Annotated in this window: 19 protein-coding genes; 14 read left to right on the top strand and 5 right to left on the bottom strand. The window is 68.8% G+C overall.

All coding sequences use genetic code 11. The annotated features are described in order from the left end of the window. Positions 1 to 214: 214 nt before the first annotated feature. The 6 genes from CJ179_RS12745 (at position 215) to CJ179_RS12720 (ending at position 7,839) form a co-directional block, all read left to right on the top strand. Positions 215 to 1,546, top strand: a complete 1,332-nt coding sequence (locus CJ179_RS12745; RefSeq protein ID WP_072944416.1) for an MFS transporter — start codon at positions 215 to 217, stop codon at positions 1,544 to 1,546. Positions 1,547 to 1,594: 48 nt separating this feature from the next. Then, a complete protein-coding gene (locus CJ179_RS12740) occupies positions 1,595 to 2,686 on the top strand; it encodes a Gfo/Idh/MocA family protein (protein WP_095861765.1) in 1,092 nt (363 codons plus the stop codon). Between the two features lie 43 nt (positions 2,687 to 2,729). Further along, positions 2,730 to 3,197, top strand: a complete 468-nt coding sequence (gene aroQ / locus CJ179_RS12735; protein WP_095861764.1) for a type II 3-dehydroquinate dehydratase — start codon at positions 2,730 to 2,732, stop codon at positions 3,195 to 3,197. Continuing rightward, a complete protein-coding gene (locus CJ179_RS12730; RefSeq protein WP_095861763.1) occupies positions 3,194 to 4,003 on the top strand; it encodes a sugar phosphate isomerase/epimerase in 810 nt (269 codons plus the stop codon). Before aroQ ends, CJ179_RS12730 begins: the two co-directional genes overlap by 4 nt. A gap of 149 nt (positions 4,004 to 4,152) precedes the next feature. Next, positions 4,153 to 5,427, top strand: coding sequence for a glycosyltransferase 87 family protein (locus CJ179_RS12725; RefSeq protein ID WP_095861762.1), 1,275 nt, complete (start codon positions 4,153 to 4,155; stop codon positions 5,425 to 5,427). 102 nt (positions 5,428 to 5,529) lie between these two features. Then, complete coding sequence (locus tag CJ179_RS12720) at positions 5,530 to 7,839, top strand: serine/threonine-protein kinase (protein WP_095861761.1); 2,310 nt, start codon at positions 5,530 to 5,532, stop codon at positions 7,837 to 7,839. A 99-nt stretch (positions 7,840 to 7,938) separates the two neighbouring features. On the opposite strand, the gene CJ179_RS12715 is transcribed toward CJ179_RS12720, so the two are convergent. Continuing rightward, entirely contained in the window at positions 7,939 to 8,565 is a 627-nt protein-coding gene (locus CJ179_RS12715) for a TetR/AcrR family transcriptional regulator (protein WP_095861760.1), read from the bottom strand. 139 nt (positions 8,566 to 8,704) lie between these two features. Between CJ179_RS12715 and CJ179_RS12710 the strand changes: the two genes are divergently transcribed. Continuing rightward, positions 8,705 to 9,937 (top strand): oxygenase MpaB family protein, encoded by a 1,233-nt coding sequence (locus CJ179_RS12710; protein WP_095861759.1) that lies wholly within the window; start codon positions 8,705 to 8,707, stop codon positions 9,935 to 9,937. Here the strand turns inward: CJ179_RS12710 and CJ179_RS12705 are convergent. Then, positions 9,922 to 10,428 carry a DUF664 domain-containing protein gene (locus CJ179_RS12705; RefSeq protein WP_095861758.1) on the bottom strand — a complete coding sequence of 169 codons (507 nt, stop codon included), beginning with the start codon at positions 10,426 to 10,428 and terminating at the stop codon, positions 9,922 to 9,924. The genes CJ179_RS12710 and CJ179_RS12705 overlap by 16 nt on opposite strands. Positions 10,429 to 10,462: 34 nt before the next feature. Next, a complete protein-coding gene (locus CJ179_RS12700; RefSeq protein ID WP_095861757.1) occupies positions 10,463 to 12,604 on the bottom strand; it encodes an MMPL family transporter in 2,142 nt (713 codons plus the stop codon). A 99-nt stretch (positions 12,605 to 12,703) separates the two neighbouring features. Between CJ179_RS12700 and CJ179_RS12695 the strand changes: the two genes are divergently transcribed. Then, positions 12,704 to 13,144 carry a MarR family winged helix-turn-helix transcriptional regulator gene (locus tag CJ179_RS12695; RefSeq protein ID WP_095861756.1) on the top strand — a complete coding sequence of 147 codons (441 nt, stop codon included), beginning with the start codon at positions 12,704 to 12,706 and terminating at the stop codon, positions 13,142 to 13,144. 16 nt (positions 13,145 to 13,160) lie between these two features. On the opposite strand, the gene CJ179_RS12690 is transcribed toward CJ179_RS12695, so the two are convergent. Both CJ179_RS12690 and CJ179_RS12685 read right to left on the bottom strand, forming a co-directional pair. Next, positions 13,161 to 13,964: a hypothetical protein gene (locus CJ179_RS12690; protein WP_095861755.1), complete on the bottom strand. Its 804-nt coding sequence runs from the start codon at positions 13,962 to 13,964 to the stop codon at positions 13,161 to 13,163. Between the two features lie 89 nt (positions 13,965 to 14,053). Then, on the bottom strand, positions 14,054 to 14,578 hold the full coding sequence (locus CJ179_RS12685; RefSeq protein ID WP_095861754.1) for a lipoprotein LpqH: 525 nt from the start codon (positions 14,576 to 14,578) through the stop codon (positions 14,054 to 14,056). A gap of 207 nt (positions 14,579 to 14,785) precedes the next feature. On the opposite strand from CJ179_RS12685, the gene CJ179_RS12680 reads away from it, so the two are divergent. The 6 genes from CJ179_RS12680 to CJ179_RS12655 all read left to right on the top strand — a co-directional run bounded on the left by CJ179_RS12680 (position 14,786) and on the right by CJ179_RS12655 (position 22,610). Next, positions 14,786 to 16,111 (top strand): hypothetical protein, encoded by a 1,326-nt coding sequence (locus CJ179_RS12680; RefSeq protein WP_095861753.1) that lies wholly within the window; start codon positions 14,786 to 14,788, stop codon positions 16,109 to 16,111. Beyond that, a complete protein-coding gene (locus CJ179_RS12675) occupies positions 16,108 to 17,142 on the top strand; it encodes a hypothetical protein (RefSeq protein WP_095861752.1) in 1,035 nt (344 codons plus the stop codon). Before CJ179_RS12680 ends, CJ179_RS12675 begins: the two co-directional genes overlap by 4 nt. Position 17,143: 1 nt before the next feature. After that, on the top strand, positions 17,144 to 18,658 hold the full coding sequence (locus tag CJ179_RS12670; RefSeq protein ID WP_095861751.1) for a tetratricopeptide repeat protein: 1,515 nt from the start codon (positions 17,144 to 17,146) through the stop codon (positions 18,656 to 18,658). 243 nt (positions 18,659 to 18,901) lie between these two features. Next, a complete protein-coding gene (gene ahpC / locus CJ179_RS12665) occupies positions 18,902 to 19,465 on the top strand; it encodes an alkyl hydroperoxide reductase subunit C (protein WP_072944388.1) in 564 nt (187 codons plus the stop codon). Positions 19,466 to 19,639: 174 nt separating this feature from the next. Next, positions 19,640 to 21,232 carry an alkyl hydroperoxide reductase subunit F gene (gene ahpF, locus CJ179_RS12660; RefSeq protein WP_072944386.1) on the top strand — a complete coding sequence of 531 codons (1,593 nt, stop codon included), beginning with the start codon at positions 19,640 to 19,642 and terminating at the stop codon, positions 21,230 to 21,232. A gap of 85 nt (positions 21,233 to 21,317) precedes the next feature. Next, positions 21,318 to 22,610 (top strand): hypothetical protein, encoded by a 1,293-nt coding sequence (locus tag CJ179_RS12655; RefSeq protein ID WP_373560140.1) that lies wholly within the window; start codon positions 21,318 to 21,320, stop codon positions 22,608 to 22,610. The last annotated feature ends 40 nt before the right edge of the window (positions 22,611 to 22,650 follow it).

Below are 22,650 nucleotides of genomic sequence, written 5' to 3'. Positions count from 1 at the left end.
CGGCCCACAAGCTCCTCCACACACCCTTCGCGCCTGCTGAGAGCGGGTTTGTCGCGCCGTTTGTACCTACTGGACACTTTTTGGCCCGCGAGGTACAAAGCTATTGCGCCCATCACATCCGGTGCGCTAGATTCAGGACCTGCGCAGGACGAACTTCCGTTCGCCATACGAACGCCAGTCGGGCGGTGTCATGCACGCACAGAGGAGAGACCGAATGACGACGACTATCGATGCCACGGGCACCGGTCCTCGGACAGACCTGCAGAAGGTCAAACGAGCAGCCACCGCCGCATTTCTCGGCAGCATGCTCGAGTACTACGAGTTCTACATCTACGCCTCCGCAGCCGCCCTGGTCTTCGGCAAGGTCTTCTTCCCCTCGTCCAGCGCGGCCACCGGAACCCTGTTGTCGCTGGCAACGTTCGGCGTCGCGTACATCGCCCGGCCCATCGGAGCGGTCCTGCTGGGACATCTCGGAGACCGCGTCGGACGTAAGAAGATCATGCTGTTCACGCTCGGATTGATGGGCACGGCAACATTTCTCATCGGCTGCCTGCCCGAGTACAAGCACATCGGAATCTGGGCGCCGATCCTCCTCGTCTGCCTCCGCGTGTGTCAGGGAATCTCGGCAGCCGGCGAGCAGTCCGGAGCCAATTCACTGACCCTCGAGCACTCCCCGGAACACCGGCGGGCCTTCTTCACCAGCTGGACCCTCACCGGCACGCAGGCCGGCTTCATCCTTGCCACCCTGGTGTTCCTCTCCGTCGCCACCCTGCCCGAAGACCAGCTTCTCAGCTGGGGATGGCGGATCCCCTTCCTCGCCAGCGCCATCGTCGTCTTCGCCGCGTACATCGCGCGACGCAAGCTGGAGGAGCCGGAGGTCTTCACCGAGAATCGCGAGAACGGCGAACTCGAACGCTTTCCCGTCGCGACACTTCTGCGCACCCACTCGACCGACGTGCTGCGAGTGATTCTCTGCGCGTTCCAGTCGGTCGGCGGCACCATCTTCGCGGTCTTCGGACTCGCGTTCGCGACCAGCGCCGAGGTCGGCATCAGTCGCCCGACCATGCTCTGGGCGGCCGTCGTCGCCAACGTCGTCGCGTTGTTCATGCAGCCGTCGCTCGCCGTCCTCGCCGACCGCATCGGCCGCAAGCCGGTGTTCATCAGCGGCGTCGTCGGTCTCGCGCTGTCGATCTTCCTCTACTTCTGGGCGATCTCCACCGCGAACGTGGTACTCATCTTTGCCGGCGCGATCGTCTTCACCGGAATCTGCTACAGCGCACCGAATGCCATCTTCCCGTCGTTCTACGCGGAGATGTTCAACACGAAGGTGCGATTCTCCGGCATGGCGCTCGGCACCCAGATCGGTTTCGCCTTCGCCGGTTTCGCACCCACCATCGCATGGACCATCGTCGGCGACAGCCGAACGAACTGGATCCCGGTCGCGATCCTGGTGGCGGTCGCATGCCTGATCTCGGCAGCGGCGGCCTCCACCGCACGCGAGACCTACAAGACACCGCTCGCGCAGCTCGGCAAGCCCATCGCCTGACACGTCGCCACCAATCCTTCACACGTTTACGACGACAAGGAAGAACCCATGACCACCACACGCTTGAAAATCGGAATCGTCGGCTGCGGCAAGATCGCCATCAACCACGCCAAGGCTCTGCACGCCATGCCCGAGGTGGAACTGGTCGCCTGCAGTGACACCGACCAGGACAGAGCCAAATCCTTCGCTGCCGCACACGGAATAGCCCACGCCTACGACGACCTCGAGGCTCTGCTCGGCAGCGGCCTGGACGCCGTCACCATCTGCACTCCGCACCCGACCCACGAAGCGATCGTCCTCGCGGCCGCCGAACACGGACTGCACGTACTGTGCGAGAAGCCGATCGCGATCACGCTCGACGAGGCCGACCGCATGGTCGAGGCGACGGCCGCCGCGGGGGTGAAGTTCGGCGTACTGTTCCAGCGCCGATTCTGGCCTGCCGCTCAGCGCATCCGAGCCGCCATCGATGCCGGCGCGCTCGGCGGCGATCCCGTCGTCGCCACCTGCACCGTGCGGCTCGGCCGCGACCGCGAATACTACACCTCCGACCCGTGGCGCGGCCGCTGGGACACCGACGGTGGAGGTGTGTTGATGACTCAGGCCATTCATTACATCGACCTGCTGCAGTGGTTCATGGGCGACGCCGTCGAGGTGAGTGGTCATATCGACACCCTGGTGCACGGCGACTACATCGAGGTGGAGGACACGGTCGCAGCCACCGTGAAGTTCTCGTCCGGCGGACTCGCCACCATCACCGCCGGCACGACTTTCACACCCGGTCTGGGCACCCAGATCGTGGTCGGTGGACGCAACGGGCGCACCGTGAGCCTGACGGAATTCCCCGAGGGGATGCCGGCGGTCAACGACATCTGGACCGTCGAGCGCGAGGAGGAGTACCTGCAGATGCACTCGACGGACATCGAATCGGATCCGCCGCTCTCGCAGATCCATGTCGGTCTCGCGCCGTTCCATCAGATGCAGATCGAGGACTTCGTCCGCGCCATCGTCGAGGACCGCGCGCCCGCGGTCTCCGGACGCGACGCGCGTCGCGCGCTCGAGATCGTCCTCGCCATCTATGAATCCTCCCGGACCGGGCAACCCGTCGCACTCACCTCGGGCGCCCTCGCCGGACTGCAGTAACTGCACCGCAACCTTTTTCACTCCGTCAGGCGAGGACGACACGATGCATTCACCGACCTTCCTGGTCGTCAACGGACCGAACCTCAACATGCTCGGGACGAGGCAGCCCGAACATTACGGTCACCACACCCTCGACGACGTCCGCATACTGTGCGAGCGGACCGCCGAACCACTGAACGTCGAATTGACGTTCTTCCAGTCGAATCACGAAGGCGCGGTGATCGACCGCATCCATCAGGCCCGGGGATCCGCACACGCAATCGTGATCAACCCCGGCGCGTGGACCCACACGTCCGTGGCCGTTCGCGACGCGCTGGTGGTCCCGGAGATCCCGATCGTCGAGGTGCACATCAGCAACATTCACGCCCGCGAGGAGTTCCGTCATCGCTCCTTCGTCTCGCCGATCGCGAATGCCGTCATCGCCGGTGCCGGGATCACCGGGTACAAGTTCGCGATCGAACACCTCGCGGCCGTGCTGGCCGCGGCAGAAGGGGACGCGACCCGGCCATGACCGACAGACCACTGCTGTCACTCTCGCCGCTCACTGCCGTCGACGCCTCACCACCGGACCTGGTGGCCGCGGCCGCCGACGCCGGCTTCGACTGTGTGGGAATCCGGGCGAGAGCGGCCGCCACCGACACTCAATGGCCGATGCTCGACAACGGCCCGATGGTGCGGGAGACTCGCCGCCGTGCCGACGACCTGGGCATCGAGATCCTGGACGTCGAGGTCCTGCGAATCACCGACACAGACGACGTGGAGGCCGCTCTGCGGGTCCTCGACGCAGCGTCCGCACTGCGTGCGAGCTATGTGCTGGTGAACGGCAACGACCCGGAGCCCACCCGGCAAGCCGATACCTTCGCGCGCCTGTGCCGTGAGGCGGAACAACGAGGGGTGTCCCTTGCGCTGGAGTTCATGGCCTTCAGCCGGATCCGGACCCTCGGCGACGCCACCGCCGTTCTGACGCACGCTGCCAGTCCCGCCGCGGTGCTCGTCGTGGACGCGCTGCACCTGGCTCGGACCGGCAGCACAGTCGACGAGGTCCGGGCTGTTCCCGACCGCTGGCTGTCGTACGCTCAGCTGTGCGACGCCCCGAGCGCGGCGCCGGCCGATCACGCCGGACTGATCACCGAAGCGCGCACCGACCGGCTGCTGCCCGGCGAGGGTGAACTCCCGTTGCACGACTTGGTCGGTGCACTTCCCGCCGGCACCGTCTTCTCCGTGGAGGCCCCGGTCCTCGCTCACACTGGGTGGGCGGTCGGCGACCGCGCCGAGTATGCGTACCGGGCCCTGCGCGACACGGTGTCCGCGGCGTAGGCCCGGCCGGCGACGGCGCCCGCGGCATCTCGGCGCCGGTACGGATCGGTAACGAATCCGGACGACCCGCCTGTCGCCGCCCTGGGCATCTCGCGGGCGCCGTTAGCGTCAGAGCCTTCGGCACACGTCCGCACACCCAGGGGGCGCAGATGGAAACACGCGTCTTTCCTCGCCGCCCGGCGACCGTGGTGGCGCTCGCGGTGTGCGCGACGTTGGCCGTCGTCGCGGTGCTCGGCACCGTCGACCCGTGGACGCCGAAGATCGGACTGTTCACCGGCGGCGCCGATCTGCACGTCTACCGCGACGGTGGCTGGCGGGTTCTGCACGGCCTGCCGCTGTACAGCGGACCCGTCGCGCTGGGGTTGCTCTACACCTACACGCCGTTCTCCGCGATCGTGTTCGTGCCGCTCGAACGCATACCCGGCGCGTACGTCGACAACCTGTGGATGGCGTTCAACCTGGGTGTGCTGGCGGGCTGCATCCTCCTGTGCTGGCGCATCCTCGGGTACCGGATCACCCCGCACCTGCTGCTGGTCACCGCGCTGACGACGGTGACCTGCACCTTCGTCGAACCGGTGCGGACGACGCTGTTCTACGGCCAGGTCAATCTGGTGCTGATGCTGTGGGTGCTCTGGGACTTCTCCCGGCCGGAGCGCAGCGTGCTGCGCGGGGTGGGTATCGGGCTGGGCGCGGCCGTCAAACTGACCCCCAGCTTCTTCGTCGTCCAGCTCCTCGCCCTGCGCCAGTGGCGGGCGGCCGCGGCCGCGACGTCCGTCTTCGCGGGCACGGTGGCGTTCGCCTGGGTGATCGTGCCCGACGACTCCCGCCGGTACTGGACCAGCACGTTCTTCGACTCCACCCGCATCGCCGACGACGCGCACCCGTCCAACCAATCGTTGCGGGGAACACTGACCCGGCTCACGGACGGGCAGGCACCGCCGTGGCTGTGGCTGATCCTCGCGGGAGCCGTCGCCGTCGTCGGCCTCGTCGTGTCGGTGCGCCTGTACGGACGCGGCGAGCGGTTGCTGTCGGTGGTGCTCGGCGGGCTCACCGCGGCGGTGGTGTCGCCGTTTTCGTGGAGCCATCACTGGGTGTGGCTGGTGCCGCTGATGGTCTACCTGATGCAACGGGCGGTCACGGACACCGGGCGCTGGTGGTTCGCGTTCGCCGCACTGTTCGCGTCGACGGCGGCGTGGCAGTACTGGTGGAGCCCGGACTTCGCCGTCGTCGGACTGTTCCTGTTCCCTCCGTCGTGGCCGGTCGCGTTTCTGCTGCAGAACATCTACGTGCTCGTGTACGTCCCGGTCCTCGCCTCGGCGATCCGGATGGTCACCCGGCGCACCCGGCATCGGCCGATCCTCACCTCGGTCGTGACGTACCCGCAGGCGCCGGAACCGCCGGAGATGTCGCTGCGAAGCGCGTGACGGCACCGCCTTTCCGCACCCCTCGACGCACCGTCCGGAATACCCTGGCAAGTGCACGCACCGTGCACCGCCTGGACTCTGCACCCCCGGAATCGAACCGCCATGACCGAGCGCCCGCCGAGTGATTCGACGGTCGCGACTGGGCCGCCCACCGAACTGGGCGAGGAAACTCAGCTGCCGCCGTCGACGACGTCGGGCGCCGAACCGGTGTTCGTCGTCGACAGTGGCGTCGAACGACTCGTCGCGGATTGGGAGTCGTCGGGTTCGCCGGCCGAACTCACCGAGTACCTGCCCGACACCGCTGCGATCCGGCGGGCGGCGCTGATCGAGTTGATCAAGGTGGACCTCGAGTATCGGTGGCTGCGTTCGGGCTGCCCGAAACGCATCCCGGAGTACTGCCTCGAATTCCCGGAACTACTGGCCGAACCGTTGCCGCCGGAACTCGTCTACCTCGAGTACCGGGTCCGCAGTCGGAGCGGCGCCGACGTCGATCCCGAGGAGTACGTCGCCGAGTACCCGCAGCAGGCGGACCGGTTCGAGACCCTGCTCGAGGACGACCGGCGAATGGACCGGCGGTCGGCGAGCGCTGCACTCGGCCCGGACGACGACTTCGACGTCGGCGGGCGCCTCGACGATTTCGATCTGATGATGGAACTGGGCCACGGCGCGTTCGCGCGGGTGTTCCTCGCCCGGCAGCGGTCGATGCAGCGGTGGGTGGCGCTGAAGATCTCCCGCAACATCGGCAACGAGCCGCAGACCCTCGCGCAGCTCGACCACCCGTACATCGTTCGTGTCTACGACCAGCGGGTGCTGGAGGATCGCCGCCTGCGGGTGCTGTTCATGGAGTACGTCCCCGGTGGCACGCTCCTCGACGTGGTGCGGCTGGTCCGCAAGACCCCACCCGAGCGACGCTCCGGACAGTTGCTGCTCGATTCGGTGGACCGCGTCCTCGAGGCGCGGGGCGAGATCCGGCCCGAGTACTCGAGTGTGCGGGACGAGATCGCCGCGCTGTCGTGGCCGGAGACCGTCGCCTGGATCGGTCTGCGGCTCGCCGACGCACTCGACTACGCGCGGGCGCACGGCGTCCTGCACCGCGACATCAAACCCGCGAACGTGCTGCTGGGCCTGGAGGGCATCCCGAAGCTGGCCGATTTCAACGTCAGTTCGAGCGACAGCGTCGAGAATCGCGGCGCCGGCGGATTCATCGGCGGCTCCGTCGCCTACATGTCGCCCGAACAGTTGGAGGTGATCGACCCGGACACCCGCCGGACCGCCTCCGACCTCGACACCCGCAGCGACATCTTCGCGTTGGGGGTCATGCTGTGGGAACTGCTGACCGGGGCGCGGCCGTTCCCGGACGACGACGGAACCGCGTCGCCGCCGTCGCCGCAGGTACTTCTCGAGTCACGTCGCCGGGGCGTCGACCCGGAGCGGTCCGCGCTCCCCGAGGACTGTCCGGCCGCGATGCGGCGGATCCTGGTGAAATCCCTCGCGCCCGACCGGGACGACCGGTGGTCGAGTGGCCGGAAGCTGACGCGTCAGTTCGCGCTCTGCCTCGACCCGCACGCCCGCGATCTCGTCGACCCGGCGCCGGGCAGCGTCCGGTCGAGGATGTGGCGGTGGGCGCTGCCCATCGTGCTCGCCGCGGTCGGCATCCCGAATCTGCTGGCTGCGGGATACAACTACTACTACAACAAGGTGCTCATCATCGCGACGCTGCCCGCCGAGGCGCAGCAGGATCTGGAGTTCGTCCACCTCGTGATCGGCGGAATCGCGTTTCCGCTGGGCGCGGTTCTCATCGTCTACTGGTGTCGGCTGTCGCTGACGGTGCCGCGTGGTCTCCGCAACGGCCGAACCTACAGTTCCGAGGTGCTGGAGAAGGCACGGGCCACGACGCTGGCGCTCGGACATCGGGCGGTCGTGGTCAGCTTCGGGCTGTGGGTCGTCGCCGGGGTCGCCTACCCGATCGCCCTGGAACTCACGGCCGGCGGCATCCCGCTGCGCGCGTACACGCAACTCCTCGCGTCCCTCGCCGTGTGCGGGGCGGTCGCCCTCGCCTACCCGTTCTTCATCCTCACCTTCTACGCGGTGCGGTGCCTCTGCCCGATCCTGCTGTCGCACGGCGAGTTGCGCGGAAGCGACGGCCGCAACATCCGGGCCCTCGGCCGGGGCATGCCGCGGTACCTCGCCGTCGCCGCGGCCGTCCCGCTGATCGGGGTCGCCGGGCTCAGCTTCGTCGGCGGGAGCACTGGCGATGCCGTGAACGCGACGGTCCGCGCGCTGTGCCTGGGCGGGATCTTCGCCTTCATCGCCGTGTACCAGCTGTTCCGAAGGATCGAGAGCGATCTGCGCGCACTCGCGCGGGTCGTGTCGCTGGAGGTGCCGGGATCTCCGACCCATCGGCGTCGGTAGGAGCGGCCGGGTGGAAAAGAGAAGGCCCCTGGTGCTGCCGGGTCGGGGTCCGACAGCACCATGGGCTCAACAAGTATTTCTCCCGAAGCCCCCTCCGCGTTACACCCCGCGTGTCGCGGTCCCGGCGAGGCCGCCCATCGTCATGTCGTAGAGGGCAGTGGCCAGCTGGTTTCGCCGGTCACGCAGGTCCCGGCGAAGGTACTCGAGGCCCACCTCCCGATAGCTGACGGTGAGCACCAGGAGCAGCGCGTCGAGGTCGACACCCGGGCCGATCGCGGACGGATTCAGCGTCACATACGTACGCAACAGGTCGCGGCATCGTTCCTCGATCCGGACCGAACGGTGAGCCGCCAGCGACAGGTGCGGGGCATAGTTGAGCAGCGAACCGAGGACGTCGCGGTACTCGTCCAGGACGGCGAGGAATTGGGTCTGCAGGGCGGCGTCCTTCAGGAACGTGCCCTCCGCGACCGACTGCTCGAGCTGCGCCCCGAACGCTGCCGTGGTTTCCTCCATGATCCGGTCCATCAGGACGTCGACGATCTCGTCCTTGTTCGCGAAGTACTGATACACCGATCCCTTCGAGATGCCCGCCGCTTCCGCGATCGCATTCGTGCTGCAGCCGGTGTACCCCTTCGCCCGCAAAACCTGACCAGTTGCCGACAGGATGCGTGCGACCGTCGCCTGCGAACGCTGCTGGGAGGGGTCTTTCCGCTGTCCAGTGCCCATTCGCGCAGCCTTCCCGATCTGTCACACAATGCGACTTGTACCCGTCCGATTCGGTGGAGTGAACTGTAACTCACAGCAACTCGAGCGGGGCTGAGGCACCAGGACGCCCCTCTCGACGACCGAATCGAGTACCTCGAAAATGACAGAAACCCAGTCTCGGGAATCCGCCCCCGGCTTCTCCGAAGTCACGCCGCCGCGACGCTTCGACATGGACTCCGAGTGGGGTCGCCGCTCGATGCGGACGCTGTCGCGGTTCGTGCACGGCGATCCGACGCCCACCGCGGCGGAGCGGGAACTCCACGCCCGGGCGGTCGTCAGCCAGGACGAGATCGGTGCCGCGCTGGCGCGGGCGGTGCTCGTCGACAAGACCGTGACGATGGCCCAGTTCTCCCGGGCACTCTCCGACGGCATCGGCAGCGTGCCCGACCCCGCGCCGGCACTGGTCGCCTTCTTCGACGCGGTGGACCACCGGCCGTCGTGGGTCGACGACCGTCGCCTCGACCGCGGGGCCGCGGTCTGCCTGCGCAGCGGGATGACCGGACTCGACCTCCTCGCGACCGGTTCGCTGATGAACGGCTACCGCAGCGCCGCCACCTCCCGCCAACTCGTGGCCACCGGCAGGCTCGTCGGGGACGGCGCCGGTCAGCGGGTCGCCGAGACGGTGCGGTGGTGGTACGAGTGCGTCCTCCCGGGTGGCCTGGAGCGTGACCGCCGCGGCTGGCAACTGTCGGTCCACGTCCGGTTGATGCACGCGTTCGTCAATCTGACGCTGCTGCAGGACGAGGACTGGGACGTGTCCGACTGGGGCATGCCGATCAACCAGTCGGATCAGGCGGGGACGCTCGCGCTCTTCTCGACGACGTTCCTCGTCGGCCTCCGCTCGCTGGGGGTGTGGGTCTCCGCCGACGAGGGCGCGGACGTCATGCACCTGTGGCGGTACATCGGATGGCTGATGGGCATCGACGACCACTGGCTGGTCGACGACGAGAACACCGGACGCCGCACCATGTGCCAGATCGGGATGTTCGCTCCCGGCCCCGACGACAACTCCCGGGTGCTGGCCGACTCACTGCAGAAGTCGTGGGCCGGCTTCCACTACCCGCACGCGGAGGCCCTGCGACGCCGACTCAACCGCCAGCGCCTGCTCAGCATCCAGCGGATGTTCTCCGGCAAGAGGGGCATGCGGGAACTCGGACTGCCGGTCGTGCCTGCCTGGTTCGTTCCGCTGGCACTCGCCGGGAACGGGACGATGCACGGTGCGGCGCGGGTGAGTCCGGCCATCCGGGACCGCGTCGGCCGCCGCTCCCGGCGGCGAGTGGAGGCGTGGCTCGCCGCGAACGAGACGCCGTCGACGGCTCAGCGACGCTCGTAGATACCGCGCACGTACGCCGCCTGCCCGGCGTGCTGAAGATCGTCGGAGACGACGCTGACCAAGCGGACCCCGAGAGTGACCGGCGGATCCCAATTCTCGTCGACGATCCGGTCGAGGTCGTCCGAGCCGATCGTCTGGACGTAATCGACGGTGCGGTCGTGCACGGCGTCGTGGTACTCGCGCAGCAGTTCGGCCCCGGTGCGCACCTTCGCCACCTCGTCCGAGGACTGCCCGTAACCGATGTCGGTGACCCGGAACGGCAGATCGAAGCGTTCCACCCACCCGCCGGACGTCCACACCTGCTCGGTCCCCGCGACTCCGGCGACGTGATCGTCCTGCACCCGCGTGAGATGCCAGATCAGCCAGGCGATGGTGTTCGCGTCCGAGTCCACACGGAACGTGAGGGCGTCGGCCGGCAGATCGGCCAGCGTCGAATGCACGGCCTCCTGAATGCGATCGAAGGCGTCGGTCAACAGCGCGCTATGGTCCACGATCTTCCTTTCGTCGTGTTCACATCACGTTCCACTATGACCCCAGGCGGACCCGTTCGGCATGCCTCTGGACGTTCTCGTCCGGCTCCGGCGCCGACGCAAGCGTGCTCGGCCACCAGATCTTCTGCCCGATGTCGACGGTGAGGGCGGGCACCAGGAGCGACCGCACGAGGAGCGCGTCGAGGAGCACACCGAACGCGACGATGAAAGCGATCTGCGCGAGAAAGATCAGCGGAATGACGGCGAGCGCCGAGAAGGTCGCCGCCAGAACCACTCCCGCCGACGTGATCACGCCGCCGGTGACGGTCAGACCGCGCAGAGCTCCACGCCGGGTGCCGATGCGCCGGGCCTCTTCCCGGACCCGGGTCATGAGGAAGATGTTGTAGTCGATTCCGAGGGCGACTAGGAACACGAACGCGAACAGCGGGACGACGGGATCGGCGCCCGGGAATCCGAAGACGTGCTCGAAGACGAGGGACGAGATACCCAGTGTCGCAGCGAAGGACAGCACGACCGTCCCCATCAGCAGCAGCGGCGCGAGCAGTGAACGCAGCAGCAGGCACAGGATCGCGAACACCACGAGGATCACGACGGGGATGATCAGGGTGCGGTCCCGGGTCGACGTCGTCTTGGTATCGAGGTCCGTGGCGGTGGCGCCGCCGACGAGGGCGTCGGCACCGCCGATCGGGTGGACGGCGTCACGCAGGCGGACGATGGTGTCCTCGGCTGCGGCCGAATCGGCCGGATCGGTCAGGGTCGCTTCGATCGCCACGCGGCCGTCCACCACCAGTGGGTCCTGCGTGCCGGGGGCGGTCAGCACGGTGAGGTCGCCGACGCCGTCGACCCGGCCGGCGTCGAGTACCGCATCGAGTGCGCCCTCGTTCGCGATGATCACCGCCGGCGAACCGGAACCGGCGTCGAAGTGGTCGCCGAGGATCTGCTGGCCCGCAACGGAGTCGACGTCGAGCAGGAACGTCTCGGACTCCGCGACGCCGCTCGCCTTGAACTGAGGAAGCAGGAGCGCGAAGAGCACCAGCACCAAGCTGGACGCCACCCAGAATCGGCGCGGATGTGCGCCGATCCGCGCGGCGAGCGCGGCCCAGAACTTGTGGTCGGCGGCCTCGTCCTTCTCGGCATGATGCGCGTCGAAGGCGGGCCTGCTCGGCCAGTACGCCGCGCGGCCGAGGAGCACGAGCACCGCGGGGAGATACGTCATGGAGGCGACGAACGATGCCGCGATGCCGATGGCGGCGACCGGTCCGAGACCGCGGTTGGAGTTGAGATCGGACAGCAGCAGGCAGAGCACGCCGGCGATGACGGTGCCCGCGGAGGCGGCGACCGGTTCGAGTGTCGCCCGCCAGGCGGTCCGCATGGCGCGGTACTTGTCCTGCTCGATTCGCAGTTCCTCGCGGTAGCGGGACACGAGTAGCAGGGCGTAGTCGGTGGCGGCGCCGAACACCAGGATGAACAGGATCCCCTGGCTCTGACCGTTCAGCGCGATCACGCCGGCGTCGGCGAGCAGATAGACGAGCAGACTCGACAGTCCCAGCGCGAAGACGGCGGACGTGATCACCGCGAACGGGAGGATCGGGCTGCGGTAGACGACGATGAGGATGAGGATCACGACGACACCCGCCACCAGGAGCAGCAGTCCGTCGATTCCCGCGAACGCCGACGACAGATCCGCCACCTGACCGGCGGGCCCGGTGACGAGGACGGTGAGACCGTCCGGTGCGGCACCGAGCGCGTCCCGGAGTTCGGTGACACTGTCGCCGACCTCCCCTGTGCTGTCGATGGGCACGAACATCTCCAGCGCCCGACCGTCAGCGGACGGGATCGGCGGCGACACCTCCTCACCGAATCCCTCCGAACCGGCGAAGGCGGCCGCGGTGCCCGAGAGGAATTCGGTGTCGGCGGCGGTGATCCCCGACGTCCGTTCGGCGACGACGATCGCGGGCACGAACCGGGTGTCGGTGAAGCCCTTCTGCAGGGCGGACACCTCGGTGGCCTCGGCCGACGCGGGCAGGAACGACGTGCTGTCGTTCTGCTGAACCGTGGACAATTTGCCGGCGAACGGCCCACCGAACCCGCCGACGGCGAGCCAGACGATCACCAGCACGGCTGGCAGAATCCACCGCAGGCGACGAACCGGGCGTGGGCGGGCAGTTGTGGTCACGTGCTCTCCAATGCTGGACGGTTCGACGACCGGATGTCCGGATTGCGACGATCCTATTTTGTTCAGCCTGCTGAGCAAATTGCAAATGGAGGCGAAGAAATGACGAGCGACGGCATGGACGAATGGCCCACCGGACGGCTGTTGTCCACGGCTGCGCGCCTGGTCGAGCACTCGTGGGAGGACATTCTCCGGTCGCAGAACATGACCCACGCGGGACTGATCTGCCTGCACACGATCGCCGGCCGGCCGGCCTCGCAACGCGACATCGCGAAGGCCTCGCGGGTGACGGATCAGACCATCAGCCGCACCATCGACCGCCTCGAACGGGGCGGGTACGTGACCCGGGAGACCGATCCGAACGACGAGCGCCGCAAACGGGTCGCGATCACCGAGCCGGGACGCGCGATCTACCAGCACCTGCTGACCCTGGAGAAGGAGGACGCGGCCCTCACCGCCGCCGTCGGCGACGTGGGGCCGCTGCGCGAACAGCTCCTCCATCTCGTCCGGTCGCTGGGACTGCCGCCCCGGGACGAGGACTGATCCTGCCGCGGGCCCGTCACACATTCGCAGGCAGGGCGATGACGACCTCCTGCTCGTTCCCCGGCAGATAGTGGACCGTCACCACCCTGCCGACCTGGACGTGCCCGACGGTGCGCGGCGGCATGAACTTCTCGACGCGGGTGGTGAATGTCGTGCCGTCGGGCCGGGTGACCGCCAGCCCGAGTTTCACCTTCGAATTCCCGTTGCGGATCTCCCCGGGCACACTGAGCGACTGCACCACCGCCTGCGCGGGGATGCCGCGGGCCGCGATGTCGAGCTTGGCCGGGGTGGTGACACCCTGCCGAATCATGGATCGGTTCAACGCGTCCTGCGCCGATGCCACGTCACCCGAGCGGTCGATCTCGACCTTGTCGGTGCGGCCGGGAAGGTAGCGGACGGGGAGCACGACACCCGGACGGAGAAGCGCCAACTCGGTCAGCGGCACGATCATCCTGGCGTGTGACTCGAACATCGTGCCGTCGTCGCCCTCCACGGCGAGGTCGATCCGAACTTCCGGTTGGTCGTTGAGCCTCATTCCCGTCTGCTGCACCGACCGCACCGTTCCGATCCCGACGGCTCCGTTGCGGAACGCGGCACTGTTGCGCCCCGTGAACGCCGCCAGCACGCTGTCGCCGGTGACGGCGAAACACACCACGACCACGCTGACCGCGACGATCGGCCAGATCATCTGCGGGCCGACCCACGACAGCGCGTCGATTCCGTAGTTCGTCCGGCCGCGATCGCCGAGGCCGTGCCAGAGGTAGTAGCCGACCGAGCCGACGAGAAACACCAGGGCGGCCGTACGCACGATCTTCTTCACGAGGTGTCCTTTCCGTGCCTGAACTGGGGGGAGGTGGGACGCGCGCGAACTCGAGGTGGCTCCGCGCGCGTCCCGGGGTGGGCCGGGGCTCAGCCGCCCACGACGGTCGAGCATGCGAACGTGATGTCGAACTTCGCCGAACTCGGCGCGGTCGGGTTGCTCATATCGGGCGCCCCGACGCCCTCGCCGGTGACCGTGTAGGTGTCGCCGTCCTTGACGACCTTCGCGGAGCCGCCCGGCATGCCCTGCCCGAAGCCGAGTGCGTACGGGAGGCCGTTCGACCCGCCCTTGCTGCCGGCGATCCCGACCGCCTGCACGGTGTCGGTGCCGGTGATCGTCGCGGAGACCGCCAGGTCGCCGTACGTCGCGTTGCCGGTGTCCGCCAGCGCCAGCGCCAGGGTGTCACCCTGCTTGGCGCAGGTCGCGTCGAAGTTCGCGTCCAGCGCCTTGCCGTCGACCGCGGCCGCCGACGCACCCGCCGGGGTCTGCTCGGAGCTTCCCTCGCCGGAGCTGTCGCCGGTGTCGCTGCAGCCCGAGACGAGCAGGGCGACGGCGGCCGCCGCGACGATGCCTGCGGTGTAGACGCGTTTCTGAGTCCGAACGATCTTGTTCATGATCCGTCCTTCACGTTTCGTGAGGGCGCTCGGCGCCCGTCGTCGATTCCTTCGGCTCGCGGACTGGAGCCGATGTGAGAAAGGTAGGAACTTCTCGCGCCCTACCGATCCCAGATTTCTCGCTGCGTCGACGGGCCGCGCCTGCGGTAACCTGCTCGAATGCGGACGGGACCGAGGGGCTCAGCGGCTGCTCGGCGACCGCGCGCGATGGTCCTCGACGAGGTGTGGCGCGAACTGGACGGCGTCGAACCGCTCAGCGGGCCCGACGGCGGACCCCTGAGCCGCACGGTGAAACTGATCCTCGATCCACTGGTCGTCCGCCCGGTGCAGAACCCGCTGTGCGCCGGTCCGATCGTCACGGCCGACGGGGCGCAGCTGCTCGCCACCCGGGTGCACGCCTCCGCCGACGTACTGCGGGCCACCGCGGCCTGGTTCACGCTGCTCAAGCGGGTCCGCCGGGCGCTGCGCATCACGGACGGCAATCCGCAGGACCTGTACTTCCAGCGGTGTTTCGAACTCGCGACCGGTTCGGGCGCACCCGATCCGCTCCGCGACGAGTCCGTCGCCGAGGACACACTGCGCGACGTGCACGAGGTCGCCGCCGGCCGCACCACACAGGCGTTGAAGGCCCACGTCACCGACCCGGCGCGGGCACGGGAACTGAGCGCCCTCATCGACCTCGCATGGGGGCGGCGACCGCTGTCGGGCGCCGCGACGGGCGACCACGCCGGCGCGGTGTCCGCGGTTCTCGACGCCTGTCCCGGCACGCGTCTCGAGGAGGACGGTGACGACGGACGGCACGCCCTGGACGACCTGATCGCCGGTCGTGCGGGGACTCACCACGGGATTGCGTTGTGGACGACCGAGGTCTCGGCTCACCGGTTCGGCCTGACGGTGCATCCCGTCCCCGGACCGCCACGCCTCGGAACGTCGGCGTCCACCTCGGCGCTCGGGCTCCCCTTCGACCGTTCCGTCCACGAACGCGTCTTCACGGTGCTCCGCGCGTCGACCGACCGTGCGGAGCTACCGCCGATCCACGAACTGGTCACCACCGAGATCGCCCGAAGTTGCTCGCCCTGGGCACTTCTCGACGAGTCGTTGCGGGTCGCGGCGACGACGGGCGCGGCACTCGCGACTGGTCTCCACCCGATCGGGACGGCATCCTCTCCCGCGGCCACGGACACGACCGCCGTCCGGGTGATCAACGGTCGCTGGCAACGCGAGGCGTACGTCCTGCAGGCGCGCCGCCTCACCGTGAACGCCGACGCGGCGACGCTGCCCGACACGAATCCGCTGGCGGCCATCGCCGCCGAACTCCGCGAGCCGTGGCGACCCTACCTCCGCCGCCTGTGGGTCCGCCTGCACGGCCGCGACGTCCGCGAGTTCTCCGTCCACGAACCAGGCGAACTGTGGGATCTCCTGGACGGTGTGGCTCGGTCGGTCATCCTCGACCACCGCATGCGGGTCAAGCAGGCGCTCAGCGCAATTCCGCTCGCGGATGCGGCGGATGCTCCCGAATCGAGGGCGAGTTGACCACCGGCACCGTGCGGATCGACCGCGTCGCCGACGGGGTCTGGATCATCGCCCCAGAGAACGCACCGAGCGTCCTCGACGACGCAGCGGGCATCGACGTGACCGTGCTGGAGGTGCTCGGCGGGCACCTGTCGTGGAGTGTGTTCGCCGAATACACCGTCCCGGTCGCGGTGATCGACGACGTCGTCTCGGCGCAGAACTGGGTGTGGGCGGTGTTCGGCGAGGAGGTGGCACTCGCCGTGGCCGAGGGCGAGACCGGGAGCGAGGTCACGGTCGAACCGGCCCGGCCGCGGGTGGCCGTCGGCGCCCGACGCCTCGCGTTCGCGCACTGGGCGGCGCGGTGGTGGCCGACGTCGACGGTCGACGCCATCCCGGCGCTCGACGCGGGGCTGTTGAACCGCGAGATCGCGACACTCGTCGAGGACTGCGATCTGCTCGTCGACGGGGACGACGCGCTCGCGCCGGAAGGACCCACGCTCTCCGACCGTCCCGGGCGGGCCGACGACTACGCGCTCGCCGCAGGCGCCGCGACCGCGACGCGGCCGGGCACCCTCGTGCTGAAGCGAGGCATCACGGGATCCGACTGGCGCCGGTACCCTCCCGGTCTCGTCGACTGTTCCGAGCGCGCGGTGTCGTGGGAGGTGGTGCGCACCTCCGGGAACACCGCCGTGCGCGTCAGTATCGTTGCGGCACCGTATGTCTCCGAACCCGTGCCGGATCATGTCCGCCCCCGCGCCCTGATCGGCACCGCCTCCGGCGCCGTCGACGTCGCGCTGCGACTGTCGGGAGACGTCTGGTTCGGCGAGTCGGCCGCACCACCCGGTGCGGAAGCGGGAGTGTCTGTGGACGTGTATCTGCCCGGGTTCGGCGTGAACGGTGTCGCGGACGTCGGAGGTTCGGACGCCCGGGAGCGGGTTCGAGCCCTGGCCCGTCTGCGGCTGCGGCGGGCCGCGGAGCCGACTCCGGACGACGGACCGGACGCGCCGCTGCTCGCCGAGATAGACGCGGCCGCCTCGGATTCGGACTTCTGACGTGGACGACCAGACGGGCCGCGACCTTCTTGTCGCGGGAGCCGCGGCCTACTCACAGGGAGACGTCGCCGAGGCGCTCCGGACGTTCGAGCAGGTCGCCGCCGGGGCCACCGGCGATCTCCGGACGAGCGCGATCATCAATGCGGCCAGCATGTCCGACGAACTGGGCGAGCACGCGAAGGCCGTCGACCTGTACCGGGAGGCCCTCGCGGTGATGCCCGCCGACGCGATCCGGATGCGTCCGGCGGCGCTGGTCAACCTGTCGCAGGCACTGCAGCACGTCGGTGATCTCGACGGCGCGCAGGGCGCGCTCGAGCAGGCGCGGGAACTGCTCGCGGCCGGCGGCGAAGACCAGGGTGATCTGCGGGTCGCGTGTCTGTTGTCGCTCACCGCGGTCGCGATGCATCGGCAGCAGTGGGCGCACGCGGCCGACGTGGCCACCGAGTCCCTCGACGCGGCAGTCCGTTTCGCCCCGGGGCTCGCGGGCCATCCGTTGATGAACCTCGCTGCCATCCATTTCGAGACCGGGCGTTTCGACCTTTCCGACGACTTCGCCGGGCAGGCGCTCGCCACATTCGAGACGGCGTGCGACGTCAACGCGGTCGCCGAGACGCAGCAGAACCTGGGCATCATGCGTGTCCGCGCGGGTCGCCTCGACGATGCGGAACCGCTGCTGCAATCGAGCCAGACGTATTTCGAACGGGCCGGGATCGGCCACCGGGCGGGAATCGGATCGAAGGTGCTGGCCTTTCTCGCCGAGGGCCGCGGCGACACCGCACGCGCGACGGCGCTCTACCGCCGCAGCCTCGACTACTTCCGGGGGTCCGGAGCGGTGCTCGACGTCGCGGACGTCGAGACGCGCCTCGCCACCGTCGCCTTCGCCGAGGGCCGACCGGGTGAGGGCGAGAGACTGCTCGCCGCCGCGTTCGCCACGTACCGCGGGCTGGGGCTCGGACTGCACTGCGCGCAGGTCGACTTCTGGCACGCGACCCTCCTCGAATCCGCGCCGACCGCCGCCGGCACACCGGACGATGCGGCGCAGGCACAGGCCACCGCGCTCGCCGTGCCCGCGGCGATCGCCATCGACGCCGTGCGATACACACTTCCGAACGGCCGACAGCGCGAGCAGTGGAACCGCGAGATCGCCGATCCGGCGATGCAATTGGCGTTCCGCCTCGCCTACGCCTCCGGCGACGCCCGGTTGGTCGCCGACCTCGTCGAGGCGCAGTGCGCGGGGACGACGGTGGACATCGGCCGGGCCGGGCACGGCACCGCGGCGCGACTGCCCCTGCAGTTGCCCGACCCTCCGCCGGTCGGCGCCGCCGACACCGACGGCCCCTTCCTGCTCGGTGCCGCACTGGCCGGAGTCGCAGCCGGCGCCGGCCTGCCGGTGCCCCTCCCCCCGCGGCTCGCCGTGACGTCGGACGGACGGATCGTGCTGGGCTCCTCGATCGCGGCCGCCGAGGAACGCTATGGGCGCGAGGTCCGCGACCACCGCGTGGTGCCGGCCTGGTGATCCCACTTTCCCTTCCCTGCGAGGTGATTCAGGGCCGGAGGGTGTCACGGTGGTCACACCGCACGTCCGGTGACCGCCCCGGGACGTGTGGGTGAATGTCCACGCTGACCTGCGAAGTGTCCGATTCGACCGCCATTGATAGCCCCATCCAATCTATGGAATAGGTCTCATAGATTGGACCTATTCCAATCTGCTGGATAGCCTCGTCGCTGTCGGCTTCCAGTCTTACGAATAGAGGTTCCAATGGCCCTGATCAACACCCAGATCAAGCCCTTCGCGGCGTCCGCTTTCAAGGACGGCGCGTTCATCACCGTGTCCGCGGACGACATCAAGGACAAGTGGGCTGTCTTCTACTTCTACCCGGCCGACTTCACCTTCGTCTGCCCGACCGAGCTCGGCGACCTCGCCGATCACCACGAGGAGCTGCAGCGTCTCGGCGTCGAGGTCTTCTCGGTGTCCACCGACACCCACTTCACGCACAAGGCGTGGCACGGATCGTCCGACACCATCGGCAAGATCAAGTACGCCATGATCGGTGACCCGACGCAGGAGATCAGCAAGAACTTCGAGGTGCTGCGCGAGAACGAGGGACTGGCCGATCGCGGCACCTTCCTCGTCGACCCCGACGGCGTCATCCAGTTCACCGAGGTCACCGCAGAAGGCATCGGCCGCAACGCCGCCGAGCTGGTCCGCAAGGTCAAGGCCGCTCAGTACGTCCGGTCGCACCCGGGTGAGGTCTGCCCCGCCAAGTGGGAAGAGGGCGAAGAGACCCTCGCTCCGTCGCTCGACCTCGTCGGCAAGATCTGACGTAGCCCAGTCGACCGTAGGCACGGGCTCAGAACCTTCTGAGCCCGTGCGCGCGGTTCCCGGTGCTCCGCTCCCGTGGGGGGCAATCGGTGTCGCACCAACACTTTCCGGACCGCCCAGAGCTGGTTTCCGGTTTCCGATCCCTTTCCTCCCCGACCGATGGAGTAGATCCGCATGCTCGAAGCCTCGCTCGCCGGCCAATTGAAGTCCCTGCTCGAACGGCTGACCCTGCCGATCGAGCTCGTCTCCTCACTCGATGACGGCCCCAAGTCCACCGAACTCGCCGAACTGCTCACCGAGATCGCGGCGATGTCGGACAAGGTCACCTACGAACGCCGCGACGACGACGCGCGACGCCCGTCCTTCGCCGTCCGCCGCAGTGGCACCGACATCGAGGTCCGCTTCGCCGGGATCCCGCTCGGCCACGAATTCACCTCGCTCGCACTCGCTTTGCTCCAGGTCGGCGGTTACCCGTCGAAGGAGTCCCCCGAACTGCTCGAGCAGGTCCGCAACCTCGACGGCGACTTCCACTTCGAGACCTACTTCTCGCTGTCCTGCCAGAACTGCCCGGACGTGGTGCAGGCCCTGAACCTGATGTCCGTGCTCAATCCGCGCATCAGCCACGTCGCGATCGACGGCGCCCTGTTCCAGGACGAGGTCGACGGCCGCCAGATCATGGCCGTGCCGACGGTCTTCGTCAACGGCGAACTCTTCGGCTCCGGCCGGATGAGCCTCGAGGAGATCATCGGCAAGCTCGACGTCGGTGCCGCCGACCGCGCCGCCACCGCGATCGCGCAGAAGGACCCGTTCGACGTGCTCGTCGTCGGCGGTGGCCCGTCCGGAGCCGCGGCCGCGGTGTACGCCGCGCGCAAGGGAATTCGCACCGGTATCGCCGCCGAGCGCTTCGGCGGCCAGGTGCTCGACACCATGGCGATCGAGAACTTCATCTCCGTTCCCTACACGGAGGGCCCCCAGTTCGGGTCTGCGCTCGAGAATCACGTCCGCCAGTACGGCGTCGACATCATGAACACCCAGAAGGCCGCGAAGCTCGTGCCCGCCGCCACCGAGAACGGTCTCGTCGAGATCGAACTGGAAAGCGGTGCTTCCCTTCTCGCGCGGACCGTCATCCTGTCGACGGGTGCGCGGTGGCGCTCGATGAACGTGCCCGGCGAGGACCAGTACCGGAACAAGGGCGTCACCTACTGCCCGCACTGCGACGGACCGCTGTTCAAGGGCAAGCGCGTCGCCGTGATCGGTGGCGGCAACTCCGGGGTGGAGGCCGCGATCGATCTCGCCGGACTCGTCGAGCACGTCACGCTCATCGAGTTCGACTCCGTGCTCCGCGCCGACGAGGTGCTGCAGCGCAAACTGCGTAGCCTCCCCAACGCGGACATCCTCCTGAGCACGCTCACGACGGAGGTCGTCGGGGACGGCAACAAGGTCACCGGTCTGGCGTACCAGGACCGCACGACCGATACCGCTCACACGCTCGACGTCGAGGGGGTATTCGTCCAGATCGGTCTCCTGCCCAACACCGAGTGGCTGGCCGGAAGCATCGAGTTGTCCGATCGCGGCGAGATCGCGATCGACGACCGCGGCCAGACGTCGGTCCCCGGCGTGTTCGCTGCCGGCGACTGCACCACCGTGCCGTACAAGCAGATCGTGATCGCCGCCGGTGCCGGCGCGACGGCAGCGCTGAGCGCATTCGATCGGCTCATCCGAACGGGTGTGCCTGCCGAGGATTCCGCGGCCGCAACCGTCGGCTAGTTCGGTCACCCTCGGCTAGACCCCTGATCCACCCGGGTGCGTGGCACGCACGCCACCGCCCGGGTGGGTAGGGAATGCTGGGGCGGTGCCGACTCACCTGTCCCACCCGCCGACCTCGCACGAGCAGCCCACCGCGATCGTGCGGATGGCCGACGCCGGCGACCTGTACACGTCGTGGCGGTGGACCCACGACTCCCACCCCGGCGGTGTCGGCGTCGCCCCCGCCGCGCAGGTGGACGAGGCCGTCGCCGCGCTGGCCCTGGCCCTGCCCGACCTCACGGACCCGCAGGGGCTGCACCGTTCGCTGACCACGGGCGCGTTCTCCGGCTACGAGTCCGAACACGATCTGGCTCAACTCCTCTCGCGCACGTTTCTCCCGTTCGGCCTCGCCCGGCAGTTGCACGAGCTGTTCACGCGCGGCGTGCGCCCCCATCTCCGGATCCAGCCGTCACCCCGGGTCGCGCAGGTGCCGTGGGAACTGATCGCCCCCGACGCCGGGCTGCGTCTCGTCGACATCGCAGACGTCAGCCTGCTGGCCCCGCTCAGCATCGTGCACTCACCCGGTCGCCCGGTCCGAACCTGGGCGGACGGCCACCGGCTCCCCCTCGTCGCGGTCCTCGACCCCCGGGTTCCGGGGTTCCGCGCCGATTCGGTTCTCGGTTCCGTCCTGGGGCGGATGGCCGCGGACAGCCCGCTGTCGCAGCGGGTCGCGACGTACGCCGGCGAGGACCGGCTGCTCCCGGCCGTGGACCGACCACTGGACGTGTTCCGCCGCGAAGACGTCGACCGGGCATGGCTCGGTGCGGCGTTGTGCGAGGGCGCGGGCCGGCTGGTGTACGTCGGGCACGTCACCGCGGCGGCACCCGAATCCGGTCAGAGCGAGCACGCCGAACTGCACCTCGCCTGCTCCGCCGACGCCATCGGGTTCGCCCAGCCGACGCGCGCGCACCGGCCGTTGTCCGCGAAAGACCTCCTGCTGGGAACGCACACACTCACCGACGAACCGATCCGCGGCGCCGACCTGTGGCCGATCCCGAGCCGGGTTGCGCTCATCGCCTGCGAGAGCGGCGGCGACCTGCGGTTCAGCGAGGCCCTCGGACTGGTCTCCGCGATGATCGCCGGCGGGGCGGAACTCGTCACCGCCAGCCGCTGGGCACTTCCCACCGACCTCGCGTTCCAGCGCATCGCCGGCGCCACACCGCACGCGCGCCCGCTGCAGGACGCCATCTGTTCGATCGACGCGGCACACGAACTGCCCGACGCGGTCGGCGCGCTCTGCGCGTGGCAGCGCGACCGGGTCGCGACCTGGCGGGAGGAACGGACGATCGAGCATTCACCGGTGCTCTGGGCGGCGTTCGCGACCGTCGCGGTGCCCTGAAACACCTGGTGCAGTACCGAGCTTTGCGTTCCCCACATCG

It is taken from the genome of Rhodococcus sp. ACS1 (genome assembly GCF_002300155.1).
Classification (GTDB): Bacteria; Actinomycetota; Actinomycetes; order Mycobacteriales; family Mycobacteriaceae; genus Rhodococcus_F; species Rhodococcus_F koreensis.
The sequence above is the reverse complement of the archived record's forward strand: the minus strand, read 5'-3'. Positions and strand labels throughout refer to the sequence as shown.

What these genes read in the sequence shown, in the direction of transcription:
- CJ179_RS12745 (WP_072944416.1), top strand. Translation starts at nt 215, where the DNA reads ATGACGACGACTATCGATGCCACGGGCACCGGTCCTCGGACAGACCTG.
- CJ179_RS12740 (WP_095861765.1), top strand. Translation starts at nt 1,595, where the DNA reads ATGACCACCACACGCTTGAAAATCGGAATCGTCGGCTGCGGCAAGATC.
- aroQ (WP_095861764.1), top strand. Translation starts at nt 2,730, where the DNA reads ATGCATTCACCGACCTTCCTGGTCGTCAACGGACCGAACCTCAACATG.
- CJ179_RS12730 (WP_095861763.1), top strand. Translation starts at nt 3,194, where the DNA reads ATGACCGACAGACCACTGCTGTCACTCTCGCCGCTCACTGCCGTCGAC.
- CJ179_RS12725 (WP_095861762.1), top strand. Translation starts at nt 4,153, where the DNA reads ATGGAAACACGCGTCTTTCCTCGCCGCCCGGCGACCGTGGTGGCGCTC.
- CJ179_RS12720 (WP_095861761.1), top strand. Translation starts at nt 5,530, where the DNA reads ATGACCGAGCGCCCGCCGAGTGATTCGACGGTCGCGACTGGGCCGCCC.
- CJ179_RS12715 (WP_095861760.1), bottom strand. Translation starts at nt 8,565, where the DNA reads ATGGGCACTGGACAGCGGAAAGACCCCTCCCAGCAGCGTTCGCAGGCG.
- CJ179_RS12710 (WP_095861759.1), top strand. Translation starts at nt 8,705, where the DNA reads ATGACAGAAACCCAGTCTCGGGAATCCGCCCCCGGCTTCTCCGAAGTC.
- CJ179_RS12695 (WP_095861756.1), top strand. Translation starts at nt 12,704, where the DNA reads ATGACGAGCGACGGCATGGACGAATGGCCCACCGGACGGCTGTTGTCC.
- CJ179_RS12685 (WP_095861754.1), bottom strand. Translation starts at nt 14,578, where the DNA reads ATGAACAAGATCGTTCGGACTCAGAAACGCGTCTACACCGCAGGCATC.
- CJ179_RS12680 (WP_095861753.1), top strand. Translation starts at nt 14,786, where the DNA reads ATGGTCCTCGACGAGGTGTGGCGCGAACTGGACGGCGTCGAACCGCTC.
- ahpC (WP_072944388.1), top strand. Translation starts at nt 18,902, where the DNA reads ATGGCCCTGATCAACACCCAGATCAAGCCCTTCGCGGCGTCCGCTTTC.
- ahpF (WP_072944386.1), top strand. Translation starts at nt 19,640, where the DNA reads ATGCTCGAAGCCTCGCTCGCCGGCCAATTGAAGTCCCTGCTCGAACGG.